Genomic DNA, 13,137 nt, shown 5'->3' with positions numbered 1-13,137 from the left:
GAGCAGGCCCTGCCTGCGATTCGCGCGCAGGGCGCGCTCCTACAGGGGAACGACGTGGCGGAGGCGCAGGAGAAACACCTCCGTAGGATGGGTTGAGCGAAGCGATACCCATCGCCATGCCCGATGGGTTTCGCAGGCTCAACCCATCCTACGAAAAGCCTAAATCGCAGGAGTAGTGCACATGAGCACCGACATCCCCCGCATCGCCCAGGCCCTCGACCAGGCCGCGCGGCATGCCGAACCCCTGGCGCAGTTCAGCGCCAGCACGCCCTTCAGCCTGGATGACGCCTACCGCATCCAGCGCGCTTCCATGCAGCGCCGCTACGACGACGGCGAACGCAGCATCGGCGTCAAGCTGGGCTTCACCAGCCGCGCCAAGATGGTCCAGATGGGCGTCGACAGCCTGATCTGGGGCTGGCTCACCGACGCCATGCTGGAAGAGGACGGCGGCCTGGTCGACCTGGCCCGCTACATCCACCCGCGCGTCGAGCCGGAAGTCTGCTTCCTCACCCGCCGCGCCATCGACCGCCCGCTGACGCTGCTGGAAGCCGCCGACTACATCGAGGCCGTGGCTCCGGCGCTGGAGATCATCGACTCGCGTTACCAGGCCTTCAAGTTCAGCCTCGAGGACGTGGTGGCGGACAACTGCTCCTCCGCCGGCCTCACCGTCGGCCCCTGGTCGCGGGACTTCGGCGCCCTGGCCAATGCCGGCGTGGTGCTGCGCCTGGATGGCCGCGTGGTCCAGGCCGGCTCCACCGCGGCCATCCTCGGCAACCCGCTGCGCAGCCTGGTGCAGGCCTCGCGCCTGCTGCACCAGGCGCAGATCGAACTGCCCGCCGGCAGCCTGGTGATGGCCGGCGCCGCCACCGCCGCCGAGGCGCTGCGCCCCGGCATGCACGTCAGCGTCGAAGTCCAGGGCCTGGGGCAGAGCAGTTTCAGCGTCCGCAACCCTCAAGGAGCAGCAGCATGAGCGAAACCAAATCCACCGTGGTCGCCGGCAAGGCCACCCCGCGCGGGCGCTTCCCGCACATCAAGCGCGCCGGCGACTTCCTCTTCGTCTCCGGCACCAGCTCGCGGCGCCCGGACAACAGCTTCGTCGGCGTCGAGGTGGACGCCATGGGCACCACCAATCTCGACATCCGCGCCCAGACCCGCGCGGTGATCGAGAACATCCGCGACATCCTCGCCAGCGAGGGCGCCAGCCTGGCGGACGTCGTGGAGATCAGCAGCTTCCTCGTCGATATGAACGACTTCGGCGGCTACAACCAGGTCTACGCCGAGTTCTTCGACGAGAACGGCCCGACCCGCACCACCGTGGCCGTGCACCAACTGCCGCACCCGCACCTGCGCATCGAGATCAAGGTGGTGGCCTACGCCCCCCGCACCCGTTGAACCGCTGGGAGACAACAACAATGGACAAGCACCACTTCAGCGCACCCTTCAATTTCAACCGCTGGCTCGACGAGCACGCCCACCTGCTCAAGCCGCCGGTGAACAACCAGCAGATCTGGCAGGACAGCGACTACATGGTCACCGTGGTCGGCGGCCCCAACCAGCGCACCGACTTCCACGACGACCCGGTGGAAGAGTTCTTCTACCAGTTCAAGGGCAACGCCTACCTGAACATCTGGGACCGCGGCCGCTACGAGCGGGTGGACCTCAAGGAAGGCGACATCTACCTGATGGCCCCGCACGTCATCCATTCGCCGCAGCGCCCCGAGCCCGGCAGCCTGTGCCTGGTCATCGAGCACCGCCGCCCGGCGGGCCAGCACGATGCCCTGCAGTGGTCCTGCGCGCGCTGCGGCTGCCTGATCAAGCGCTACGAAATGCAGTTGCAGAGCATCGTCGCCGACCTGCCGCCGGTGTACGAGCAGTTCTACGCCACCTCCGACGAGGAACGCCGCTGCCACGAATGCGGCGAGATTCACCCCGGCCGCGACTGGCAGGCCTGGCACCAGACACTCAACGAGTTCCATCGCCCATGAAGATCGACATCCACTCGCACTTCTTCCCGCGCATCACCCAGGCCGAGGCCGCGCGCCTGCACCCGCAACGCGCGCCCTGGCTGCACACCGAGGGCCGCCACGGGCAGATCATGCTCGGCGACAAGCCGTTCCGCCCGGTGCACGACGTGCTCTGGGACGCCCAGCGGCGCATCGAGCACCTGGACGAGCAGGGCCTGGACGCCCAGGTGATGTGCGCCACCCCGGTGATGTTCGGCTACGACCAGCCCATCGAGCGCGCCTTGCCCTGGGCGCAGTTGATGAACGACCGCGCCCTGGAGATGACCGCCATCGCCCCGGAGCGCCTCAAGGTGCTGGCCCAGGTGCCGCTGCAGGACATCGACGCCGCCTGCCGCGAAGCCAGCCGGGCCATGGCCTGCGGCCACGTCGGCGTGCAGATCGGCAACCACGTCGGCGAGCGCGACCTGGACGACTCCGGCCTGGAGATCTTCCTGCGCCACTGCGCCAACGAAGGCATCCCGCTGCTGGTGCACCCCTGGGACATGATGGGCCGCGAGCGCATGAAGAAGTGGATGCTGCCCTGGCTGGTGGCCATGCCGGCGGAAACCCAGCTGGGCATCCTCTCGCTGATCCTCTCCGGCGCCTTCGAGCGCCTGCCCGAGTCGCTGCGCATCTGCTTCGCCCACGGCGGCGGCGGCTTCGCCTTCCTGCTCGGGCGGGTGGACAACGCCTGGCGCCACCGCGACATCGTCCGCGAGGACTGCCCGCAGCTGCCGTCCAGCTACGTCAAGCGTTTCTTCGTCGACTCGGCGGTATTCGACCCCGGCGCGCTGCGCCTGCTGGTGGACGTGATGGGCGCCGACCGCGTGATGCTCGGCTCCGACTCGCCCTTCCCGCTGGGCGAACAGAGCATCGGCGCCGGCGTGCTGGAGCACCCGCAGCTCAGCGAGCAGGACAAGGCGCGCATCTGCGCCGGCAACGCCCAGGCTTTCTTCGGTCTTTGAAAGGGGATACGGCAGCGGCTTCCGACCCGGCGGCCGCGAGCCGGGCGGCGCGGCGAGCGCAGCGGCACTCAGCGGATCGAAGCCGCCGACTATGCGGATAGACCGGCAGGGCGCGGCGGCCGGTAATGGCTGGGCGTGCCGGGCCGGTACCGGCCAAGTGACCCATAACAACAATAGAAGGTAGAACACGATGAAAGCTCTGCGCATCCTGGGCGCCGTCGGCGCCGCCTTGCTGGCGCTGCATGGCGCCCCCGTCTCCGCGGCGGCGGAAGACAGCATCAAGGTGACCCTGCTGGGCACCGGGACCCCCATCCTCAACGTCAACCGCTTCGGCATGAGCACCCTGGTCGAGGCCGGCCCGCACAAACTGCTGTTCGACGCCGGGCGCGGCGCGGCCATCCGCCTGCACCAGCTGCAGGTGCCGCTGCGCGATATCGAGGCGGTGTTCATCACCCACCTGCACTCCGATCACCTCACCGGCCTGCCGGACCTGTACGCCACCGCGCCGCTGCCCACCGACGACGGCCGGCGCACCCTGGCCCTGCCGGTCTATGGGCCCAAGGGCATCGACAGCGTGGCGCGGGGCATCGAGCAGATGTTCAGCGAGAACAACCGCATCCGCGGCAAGGAGACCAACGCGCAGGCCGCGCGCATCGCCGACCAGGCCATAGCGGCGGACGGCGGCGTGGTCTTCGACAAGGAGGGGGTGAAGGTCACCGCGTTCCTGGTGGACCACGGCTACGTGAAGCCGGCCTACGGTTATCGCATCGACTATGCGGGGCGGTCGGTGGTGCTCTCCGGCGACACCACCTACGCCCCCAACCTGGTCCGCCAGGCCAAGGGCGTGGACCTGCTGGTGCACTCCCTGTCGATCGCCAGCCATCAGCTGGAAAAGGCCTACCCCGACTACGTGAAGCACTTCTACGACTACCTGGCCAACCCGGAGACGGTGGCGAAGGTGCTCAGCGAAACGCGCCCGCGCGATGCGGTGTTCTCGCACATCTCGCTGTACAGCCGCAGCGACATCGGCCGCGCTTCCGAAGAGGACATCCGTTCGCGCGTGGCCCAGGGCTACGACGGTTCCTTCGTCATCGGCCAGGACCTGATGGCCTTCGAGCTGACGCCCAAGGGCGTAGTGCGCGAGCCCTACGACGCCGCGTTGCGCCAGCGCGAACCGGTGAACTGACGACTCCGCTACCGACTCATTCCCTGCCGCCGGGCTGCCGGTGGCAGGGGACGCTTTGCCTACAACAACGAGAAGAGTGCAAGCAGCATGAGCAATCACCCCAAACTGTCCCTGGCGGTGCTCGCCTCCGGAACCCTGGCGGCGCTGCCCCAGGTCGAGGCCGGCGAGGGCCTGGTCGAGGGCGCCAGCGCCACCCTGCAGGCGCGCAACTACTACTTCAGCCGCGACTATTCGGACATCGTCGGCGCCAGCCGGCAATCGAAGGCGGAGGAGTGGGCCCAGGGCTTCATCCTCGACTTCCGTTCCGGCTACACGGCGGGGCCCGTGGGCTTCGGCGTGGACGCCATCGGCCTGCTCGGCCTGAAGCTGGACAGCAGCCCGGACCGCGCCAACACCGGCCTGCTGCCGGTGGACGGCGACGGCCGCGCGCCGGACGACTACAGCCGCCTGGGCGTGGCGCTGAAGGCGAAGGTCTCGCACAGCGAACTCAAGCTCGGCGAACTGCAGCCCAACCTGCCGGTGCTGCCGGCCAGCGACAACCGCCTGCTGCCGCCGACCTACCAGGGCGCCATGCTGGCCTCCGCGGAGATTCCCGGCCTGGCCCTGCAGGCGGGCCGGCTGAAGTCCTACAGCATGCGCAACGAGGCCGGCACCAGCGACCTGCAGGCGATGGTCGGCGCGACGCCCTACCGCCAGGTGGAAAGCGACGCCTTCAACTTCGCCGGTGGCGACTACGACTTCAACGCCAAGCGCACCCGCGCCAGCCTGTGGTACGGCCAGTTGGAAGACATCTACCGCCAGGGCTTTGTCGGCCTCAAGCACAGCCAGAGCGTCGGCGACTGGGTGCTGGGCGGCAACCTCGGCTACTACGACGCCAACGAGGACGGCAAGCGCCTGCTCGGCAACCTGGACAACCGCGCCTTCTACGCGCTGCTCTCGGCCAGGCGCGGCGGGCACAGCTTCTACGTCGGCTACCAGGGCATGTTCGGCGACGACGGCTTCCCGCGGGTGTTCCCCAACGTCGCGCCGCTGGGCAACGAGGTGCCCACTTTCATGTTCGCCTCGGCCGACGAGCGCTCCTGGCAGGTGCGCCACGACTACGACTTCGCCGCTCTCGGCATCCCCGGCCTGAGCACCACGCTGCGCTACCTGCGCGGCAGCAACGTCGACACCGGCAGGGGCTTCGAGGGCCGCGACCGCGAGCGCGACCTGGAGCTGGCCTACACGCTGCAGGGCGGCCCGCTGGCCGGGCTGAACGTCCGCCTGCGCAACGCCGTGGCCCGCTCCAACTACCTCACCGACGTCGACGAGAACCGCCTGATCCTCAGTTACACCTGGAAGCTCTTCTGAGCCGGCCCACCCCCTAGCAACGAGAAGAACGCCATGAACAGACAAACCCTGCGCGTCAGCGACCTGATCGACAACAGTCCGCTGTCCGCCCTGCAGATCCGCGTGCTGCTGCTGTGCTTCCTGGTGGTGGTGCTCGACGGCTTCGACACCGCCGCCATCGGCTATATCGCCCCCGAACTGATCCGCGACTGGGGCATCACCCGCGGCCAACTGGCCCCGGCCTTCGCCGCCGGGCTGTTCGGCATGCTGGTGGGCAGCGTCGGCTTCGGCCCGGTGGCCGACCGCAAGGGGCGCAAGTTCGTCCTGCTGCTCAGCCTGGGCATAGTCGCCCTGGGCACCCTGGCCTGCGCCCTGGCGCCGAACATCGAGGTGCTCACCGCGCTGCGCTTCTTCACCGGCCTGGGCCTGGGTGGGGTGCTGCCCAACGCCATCACCCTCAGCTCGGAATACTCGCCGGCGCGGCGGCGCATGCTGCTGGTGACCCTGAGCTATTCCGGCTTCACCCTGGGCCTGGCCCTGGGCGGCTGGGTGGCCGGCCTGCTGCTGCCGCTGGTGGGCTGGAAGGGCCTGCTGCTGTGCGGCGGCCTGACGCCGCTGGTACTGTTGCCGGCGCTGATCCTGGCGCTGCCGGAGTCCACCTGCTTCATGGCCGGCAGTCCGGCGCACGCCCAGCGGCTGCGGGCGATCCTCGGGCGCATCAGCGCTCGCCAGGACCTGGACGAAGTGACCCTGGTCGGCGACGTCGCCGCCGCGCAACAGCGCTCGCCGGCCTCGACCCTGTTCGCCGAGGGCCGGGCGCTGCGCACCCTGATGCTGTGGCTGACCTTCTTCTGCTGCCTGTTCGTCTTCTACCTGCTGACCAGCTGGCTGCCGACCATCCTCCGCGGCAGCGGCTACGGCACCCAGGAGACCTCGCACATCGCCGCGATGATCCCCTTCGGCGGGGTGATCGGCGGCATCGTCATGGCCCTGCTGATGGACCGTTTCGGCGCCCAGCGCCTGCTGCCGCCGCTGTGCCTGTGCGCCGCCGTGGCCCTGGCGCTGACCGGCACCCAGCTGGGCAACGGCCTGGCGCTGCTGCTGATGGTCTTCGCCGTGGGCTTCACCCTCACCGGCGCGCTGAACAACCTGAGCATCCTCGCCGCCACCCTGTACCCGACCCACGCCCGCGCCACCGGCGTGAGCTGGGCGCTGAGCGCCGGGCGCGCCGGCTCGATCATCGGTTCGCTGCTCGGCGCCTGGCTGTTCGAGGCCGCCGGCGGCCTGCAGGTGTTCTTCGTCTGGCTCGCCGCGCCGGCGCTGCTGGCCAGCCTGGCGCTGTTCGTCATGGCCCTGCGCCGCGCACCGGGCGCCGCGCGGGGTGAACTCGCCTGAGGCGCCCGCGGCTGGCCGACAACGACAGGAAGGAGGGCCTCATTCCCATGCATACCTTGCTCAAGTGGCTGGCCGCTGCGCTGCTGGCCAGCGCATTACCCTTCGCCCAGGCCGCCGGGGGCAGCCAGCGGCCCAACGTGCTGCTGATCGTCGCCGACGATCTGGGCTTTTCCGACATAGGCGCGCTGGGTGGCGAAATCGCCACCCCCAACCTCGACCGCCTGGCCCGCCAGGGCATGACCTTCCTCGACTTCCACGCCACGCCCAGTTGCTCCACCACGCGCTCGGCGCTGCTCTCGGGCAACGACCCGCACCTGGTCGGCGTCGGCATGATGGCCGAATGGCGCGGCCGCCTGCCACCTGCGCAGCGCGAACGCCTGCGCCCCGGCTACGAGGGCGTGCTGGCGGCCAGGGTGCCGACCCTCGCCGAGCTGCTGGGCGATGCCGGCTACCACACCTACATCGCCGGCAAGTGGCACCTGGGCAAGCAGCCGGAGCTGCAACCGCAGAAGCGGGGCTTCGAGGAATCCTACGTGCTGCTGGAAGGCGGCGCGGCCAACTTCAAGCAGGCCAACATGGCGCTGCTGCCCAACTACAGCACCACCTACCTGCACGACGGCCAGGGCATCGAGCTGCCGGACGACTTCTACTCCAGCACCTGGTACACCGACCGCCTGATCGAGATGATCGAGCGCCGCGCCGGCGACGGCCGGCCGTTCTTCGCCTTCGCCGCCTACACCGCGCCGCACTGGCCGTTGCAGGCGCCGGATGCCTACCTGGCGAAGTACCGCGGGCGCTACGACGCCGGCTACCAGGCCATCGCCGAGCAGCGCCTGGCGCGCCAGCGCGAACTGGGGCTGATCCCCGAGGGCTATCCCTCGCAGGCGCAACTGGAGGGCGTGCCGGCCTGGTCCACGCTGAGCGACGAACAGCAGCGCCAGTCGGCGCGCACCATGGAGGTCTACGCGGCCATGGTCGAGGCCTTCGACGCCGAGGTCGGCCGCCTGCTCGACCACCTGCGCCGCAGCGGGCAACTGGACAACACCCTGGTGCTGTTCATGTCCGACAACGGCCCGGAAGGGCGCGACAGCATGGACGCCAGGTGGGTGGCGGAGCATTTCGACAATCGCCTGGAAAACTACGGCCGGCGCGACTCCTTCCTGTTGCAGGGCAGCGCCTGGGCGCAGGTCAGCTCGTTGCCGGGGCGGCGTTACAAGATGACCACCTACCAGGGTGGCTACCGGGTGCCGCTGTTCGCCTACATGCCCCAGCGCATTGCCGCCGGGCGCAACACGCAGCTGGCGCGGGTGCATGACCTGCTGCCGACCCTGCTGGAGCTGGCCGGCGCCGAGCAGCCCGGGCCGCGCTACCGGGGCCGCGAGGTCATTCCGCCGCAGGGCCTGTCGATGCTGCCGCTGCTGTTCGGCCGCGACGCGCGTGTGCATGCCGCCGACGAGCCGCTGGGCTGGGAGCTCAATGGCAACGCCGCCCTGCGCAAGGGCTCGCTGAAGCTGCTCTACGACGTCAAGGACGCCCAGGCGCGCTGGCGCCTCTACGACCTCGCCACGGACCCGGGCGAGCGCCACGACCTGGCCGCGCAGTGGCCCCAGGCACTGGCCGAACTGCTGCGCGACTGGCGCGCCTATGCCCAGCGCAACAACCTGCGCCTGGACGCGCAGGGCAGGCCGCTGGTGCCGCAGCTGCTGGAAGCCGCCAGCAGCCGATGAATCCCTTTGCAGGCCCGGCCATTACGGCCGGGCCACCTCCGTTGCCATTTCCGACATGAGGACCGCCCATGCCGATGCTCGCCCGCATCCCGAAGAAAACCACTCCGTTCACTCCCTGGCCGGGCCTGCCGGCGCTCACCCGGGCTGGCGACGGCACGGCCTGCCTGTCGATGCGTGGTACTTTCCGTTTCTGAGTTGGATGTCGGGGTAGTCGATGAAGTCGAGTGTGGTATCGGTCGCGCGCAAGCTGAAGTTCTACCAGCTGGTGGTGCTCGACCAGGTGGTGCAGAGCGGTTCGCTGCTGCGCGCGGCGCAGGTGCTGAACCTGACCCAGCCGGCGGTGACCAAGGTCATCCACGAGTTGGAGTCGTACTTCGATGCGCCGCTGCTCGAACGCAGCAACCGCGGGGTGAAGGTCACCGAACTGGGCGAGCTGGTGCTGCGCCGGGCGCGCTCGATGCTCGCCGAGCTGCGGGCCCTGAGCGACGAGGTGGAGGCCTTCCGCGACGGCACTTCCGGGCACGTGGTGGTGGGCACCCTGATCTCCGCTTCCACCTCGCTGTTGCCGCGCGCCCTGCGCCTGCTCAAGAGCCGTGCGCCGCGGGTGCTGGTGTCGGTGCGCATCGGCCAGTTCGACCAGCTGTTCCCGGCCCTTATCGGCGGCGAGGTGGACCTGGTGGTGGGCCGCGTGCCGGACGACTGGCAGGCCCGCGGCGAGGCGCGGGCGCTGGGCGTGGACGTGCTCTACGACGAGCGCCTGTGCATCGTCGGCGGCCATGGCCACCCGCTGCATGCCGGCGGCGCGGTGGGCCTGGCCGAGCTGCACGCCTACCCCTGGGTGCTGCCGCCGCCCGGCTCGCTGCTGCGGCAGACGGTGGACCACCTGTTCGCCCAGGCCGGCCTGGCACTGCCGGGCAACGTCATCGAGTCGCTATCGGTGCTCACCAACGTCGCCCTGATGCAGGACCAGCAGACCGTCGGCCTGCTGCCCCTGGAAACCGCCCGGCAACTGGCCGATGGCGGCGGCGTCCGCGCCTTCGAGCTGGACATCGCGCTGCGCTTCGGCGACATCGGCTGCTTCCACCCCAGCGGCCGCGAACTGGGCCCGGCGGCGCGGCTGTTCCGCGAATGCCTGCGCGCCGCCAGCGAGGAGCTGGGCGAGGAAGGCTGAAGTCACCGCCGCTTTCGTAGGATGGGTTGAGCTTGCGATACCCATGGGGCCATGGTGATGGGTATCGCTTCGCTCAACGCCATCCTACGAAAAACCGTGCTTCCTGGAACTGTAGCGGGCCCTGCCCGCGATTTCGCGCGCAGGGCCCGCTCCTACCAAACAATGCAGGGCCGCGGTGTTCCGGGCCAACGGCGGATAACCGCGAACGGTTATTCGCCCTACGCCCAGCCCACCCGCAGCGTTCACGGGTTCAATTGTTGCTCTGGGTGAATTTCTCCAGGTACAGCCGGCCGTTCTCCAGGCCCTGCGCCTGCAACCATTCCTTCACCGACTCGACCATCGGCGGCGGGCCGCACAGGTACATGTCGAAGGGCGCATCGCGCAGGGCCGCGGCGTCGAAGTGCTCGGTGACGTAGCCGCGCTTTCCATCCCAGCCGGCGTCATCGCTGATCACCGGGGTGAAGGCGAAGCCCGGGATGCGCTCGGCGTAGCCGGCGATGCGCTCCAGTTCGCAGAGGTCCGCCGCCTGGCGCACGCCGTAGTACAGGTGCACCGGCTGGCCGCAGCCGCCGGCCTCGGCCAGCTCGTCGAGCATGCCGAGGAAGGCCGACAGCCCGGTGCCGCCGGCCACCAGCAGCAGCGGGCGTTCGACGTGGCGCAGGTAGAAGGCGCCCAGCGGCGCCTCGAAGCGGATTTCGTCGCCCGGCTGGCAGCGCTCGCGGATGTAGTCGCTCATGGCGCCGTCGGGCAGCAGGCGGATGAGGAACTGCAGCTGGTTCTGCGCGTTGGGCCGGTTGGCGAAGGAGTAGGAGCGCACCGCGTCTGTGCCCGGCACACGCAGGCGCGCGTACTGGCCGGGCAGGTAGTCCAGCGCCGGGCCTTCGACCTGCAGGCGCAGGATGGCGGTGCTCGCCGAGACCTGCTCGACGCCGCTGACCACGCCGCGGTGGCTGGCCGGGCCGGCGGCGCTGCACAGGCTGGAGTCGAAGTCGAAGTAGAACGCGGCGTCGGACTGCACGCGGGTCTGGCAGCTGAGGATCTTGCGCTGGGCCAGGTCCTCGGCGGAGAGGGTTTCCTCGTCGGCATAGTCCATCGCGTAGCTGCCGGATTCGCAGCGGCCCATGCAGGTGCCGCAGACGCCCTCGCGGCAGTCCAGGGGAATCTTGATGCCGTTGCGCAGCGCCGCGTCGAGCAGGATTTCGTTGCCCTGCACGGGGAAGAACAGCGTCTTGCCGTCGGCGAAGCTGAAGGCGACCTTGTGGTTCATCGGGCCATCCTCACAGGTGGTAGAAGTCGAGCACCGAATCGATGCGGTCGTTGAGCAGCAGCACGTGCTTGCGGGCGATCAGCCAGCTCTCGCCATGGGGGCGCAGGCGGTAGGTGGCGTGGCCGAAGAACTGCCCGGGCGTCTCCAGGCGGTAGAACAGCGTGTGCCAGTTGGCCCGTACCTCCAGCTCGCCGCCGTCCAGTTCGCGGATGCGCACGTTGTCGATGCCGTGCAGGGTGCGCGGCATGGGGATGGTCGAGGCGGCCTTGCCGGTGCGGATGCGGAACACCCGGTCCTCCAGGCCGGCGCGGCTGGGGTAGTAGATCAGCGACATGCCGCGCTTGGGGTCGGTGGTGTAGACGTGCTCGGAATCCCACTGCGGGACGTGGAACTCGCTGTCCTCGCTGAACATGTCGAGGTAGGCGTCCCAGTCCTGGGCGTCGCAGGCCTCGGCGTTGCGGTAGAGGAACTGTTCCACCCGGTATTGCAGTTGCGCGTTCATGCCTGCACCTCCTTGAGTGCCAGGGCCTTGCGTTCCAGGCCGTCGAGGAGGAAGCGCTGCCAGTGCTGGTGCTGGTTGACGTAGAGGCCCTCGTGGGTGATCTCGGTGCCGGTGAGCACGGGGGCGATGCCCAGCGTCCGGCTGTTCGGCGTCGGGCCCTCGACCCATTTGCCGTGGCCGCGGGAGATGTCGCTCCAGCGCTCCAGGCGGCCCTGGAAGCCGCGCTGCTGCTCGCGGAATTCCACCAGGTCGTCCGGCGTGCCCATGCCGGAGACGTTGAAGAAGTCCTCGAACTGGCTGATGCGGTTCTCGCGGTCCTGGTCGGACTCGCCCTTCACGCCGATGCACTGGCTGATGACTTCGGTCCGGTTCCAGGCGATGGGGCGGACGATGCGCAGCTGCGAGCTGATCTGGTCCATGAAGAACAGGCTGGGGTAGATGTTCAGGTTGCGCAGGCGGTGCATCATCCACTCGGCCCTGGCCTGGCCGTGTTCCTCGACCAGACGCGGCATCACGCTGGCGTAGCCGGGGCGCACGGCGGGGTTGGGCATGTCGCTGAACAGCACGCTGTGGCCGTTGCGGAAGCTGAACCAGCCGTCGTCGGTCTGCGCGTCGCCGGCGCCGAGCTTGCTGTAGTCCAGGGTGCCGCTGGCCGTGCCGTTCTCCACGTTGACCTGCTGGCGGTGCTGCACGGTGGCCACGTAGTTGTAGTGCACGGTGCTGACGTGATAGCCGTCCAGGCCGTTCTCGTTCTGCAGCTTCCAGTTGCCCTCGAAGGTGTAGGCGGAGCGGCCCGGCAGCACTTCCAGCTCGCCGGTGGGGGACTGCGCCACCATCATGTCGAAGAACACTTTCGCATCGCCGAGGAAGTCTTCCAGGCTGTCCGTGGCGCTCGCGTCCAGGCTGATGAAGACGAAGCCCCTGTAGCTGTCGATGCGCGCCTTCTTCAGGCCGCGGCTGGCCTTGTCGAAGTCCGCCGGGTATTCGCCGGGCGCCTTGACCTTCACCAGGCGCCCGTCGCTCTTGTAGCACCAGGCGTGGAAGGGGCAGGTGAAGGTGGACTGGTTGCCCTTGCACACTCGGGTGAGGGTGGCGCCGCGGTGCTGGCAGGCGTTGACCAGGGCGTTCAACTGGCCGCCGGCATCGCGGGTGACGATCATCGGCTGACGCCCGGCGCGCAGGGTGATGAAGTCGTTGGGGTTGGGGATTTCGCTTTCGTGGCAGGCGTAGATCCACTGCTTCTCGAAGATCAGCTCCATCTCCAGGTCGAACAGTTCCGGCTCGGTGAACATGTCCCGGGCGATGCGGTACACCCCTTCGGCGGGGCGGAAATCCAGGCAGCCACGGATGTAGTCCTGCCACTGCGCAAGGCTCTTGCTTGGTGCGTTCATTGTTGTTGTCCCATCGGGCGGATCGGTGGCGCCATTTCACGGCCGGCGCGCCATGGCGGTCTATCCGCCCAGTGGGGGAAGGCGATCCGCAAAATTGGCGGCGGCGGGGTAACACCGCGGTGCGGGGGCTGGGTAGAAGCTGCCCAGCCGCGCTGCGCCGGGCGGCGGCGGAGGGGGCGGGTGGGGCGCCGGCGGGGTGCG

At 69.1% G+C, this 13,137-nt stretch carries 13 protein-coding genes; 10 read left to right on the top strand and 3 right to left on the bottom strand.

All coding sequences use genetic code 11. The features are described from left to right. Nucleotides 1-181 precede the first annotated feature (181 nt). The 10 genes from PM1_RS18755 to PM1_RS18715 all read left to right on the top strand — a co-directional run bounded on the left by PM1_RS18755 (nucleotide 182) and on the right by PM1_RS18715 (nucleotide 9,776). Nucleotides 182-970, top strand: a complete 789-nt coding sequence (locus PM1_RS18755) for a 2-keto-4-pentenoate hydratase (protein WP_009619334.1) — start codon at nucleotides 182-184, stop codon at nucleotides 968-970. Further along, nucleotides 967-1,392, top strand: a complete 426-nt coding sequence (locus tag PM1_RS18750) for a RidA family protein (protein WP_009619337.1) — start codon at nucleotides 967-969, stop codon at nucleotides 1,390-1,392. Before PM1_RS18755 ends, PM1_RS18750 begins: the two co-directional genes overlap by 4 nt. Nucleotides 1,393-1,412: 20 nt before the next feature. Then, nucleotides 1,413-1,985 (top strand): 3-hydroxyanthranilate 3,4-dioxygenase, encoded by a 573-nt coding sequence (locus PM1_RS18745; protein WP_009619338.1) that lies wholly within the window; start codon nucleotides 1,413-1,415, stop codon nucleotides 1,983-1,985. Continuing rightward, nucleotides 1,982-2,968 (top strand): amidohydrolase family protein, encoded by a 987-nt coding sequence (locus PM1_RS18740; protein WP_009619340.1) that lies wholly within the window; start codon nucleotides 1,982-1,984, stop codon nucleotides 2,966-2,968. Before PM1_RS18745 ends, PM1_RS18740 begins: the two co-directional genes overlap by 4 nt. 190 nt (nucleotides 2,969-3,158) lie before the next feature. Then, complete coding sequence (locus PM1_RS18735; protein ID WP_009619342.1) at nucleotides 3,159-4,154, top strand: MBL fold metallo-hydrolase; 996 nt, start codon at nucleotides 3,159-3,161, stop codon at nucleotides 4,152-4,154. A gap of 87 nt (nucleotides 4,155-4,241) precedes the next feature. Beyond that, nucleotides 4,242-5,504 (top strand): OprD family porin, encoded by a 1,263-nt coding sequence (locus tag PM1_RS18730; protein WP_009619344.1) that lies wholly within the window; start codon nucleotides 4,242-4,244, stop codon nucleotides 5,502-5,504. A gap of 33 nt (nucleotides 5,505-5,537) precedes the next feature. Beyond that, a complete protein-coding gene (locus tag PM1_RS18725) occupies nucleotides 5,538-6,878 on the top strand; it encodes an MFS transporter (protein ID WP_009619347.1) in 1,341 nt (446 codons plus the stop codon). A gap of 47 nt (nucleotides 6,879-6,925) precedes the next feature. Continuing rightward, complete coding sequence (locus PM1_RS18720) at nucleotides 6,926-8,605, top strand: arylsulfatase (RefSeq protein WP_009619349.1); 1,680 nt, start codon at nucleotides 6,926-6,928, stop codon at nucleotides 8,603-8,605. A 68-nt stretch (nucleotides 8,606-8,673) separates the two neighbouring features. Beyond that, nucleotides 8,674-8,799 carry a hypothetical protein gene (locus PM1_RS31135; protein WP_009619351.1) on the top strand — a complete coding sequence of 42 codons (126 nt, stop codon included), beginning with the start codon at nucleotides 8,674-8,676 and terminating at the stop codon, nucleotides 8,797-8,799. Nucleotides 8,800-8,819: 20 nt separating this feature from the next. Further along, nucleotides 8,820-9,776, top strand: a complete 957-nt coding sequence (locus PM1_RS18715) for a LysR substrate-binding domain-containing protein (RefSeq protein ID WP_009619353.1) — start codon at nucleotides 8,820-8,822, stop codon at nucleotides 9,774-9,776. A 250-nt stretch (nucleotides 9,777-10,026) separates the two neighbouring features. On the opposite strand, the gene antC is transcribed toward PM1_RS18715, so the two are convergent. Genes antC through antA form a run of 3 tightly spaced genes read right to left on the bottom strand, consistent with a single transcriptional unit; the run spans nucleotide 10,027 to nucleotide 12,936 of the window. Continuing rightward, nucleotides 10,027-11,043: an anthranilate 1,2-dioxygenase electron transfer component AntC gene (antC, locus tag PM1_RS18710; protein ID WP_009619355.1), complete on the bottom strand. Its 1,017-nt coding sequence runs from the start codon at nucleotides 11,041-11,043 to the stop codon at nucleotides 10,027-10,029. 10 nt (nucleotides 11,044-11,053) lie between these two features. Continuing rightward, nucleotides 11,054-11,545 (bottom strand): anthranilate 1,2-dioxygenase small subunit, encoded by a 492-nt coding sequence (antB, locus tag PM1_RS18705; protein WP_009619357.1) that lies wholly within the window; start codon nucleotides 11,543-11,545, stop codon nucleotides 11,054-11,056. Further along, nucleotides 11,542-12,936, bottom strand: a complete 1,395-nt coding sequence (gene antA, locus PM1_RS18700; protein WP_009619359.1) for an anthranilate 1,2-dioxygenase large subunit — start codon at nucleotides 12,934-12,936, stop codon at nucleotides 11,542-11,544. Before antA ends, antB begins: the two co-directional genes overlap by 4 nt. Between the last annotated feature and the right edge of the window lie 201 nt (nucleotides 12,937-13,137).

Origin of the sequence: Pseudomonas sp. M1 (genome assembly GCF_022760135.1) — a bacterium.
Taxonomy (GTDB): Bacteria; Pseudomonadota; Gammaproteobacteria; order Pseudomonadales; family Pseudomonadaceae; genus Pseudomonas; species Pseudomonas citronellolis.
Note: the sequence above shows the minus strand (reverse complement) of the source record. Positions and strands in the feature narration are given on the sequence as shown.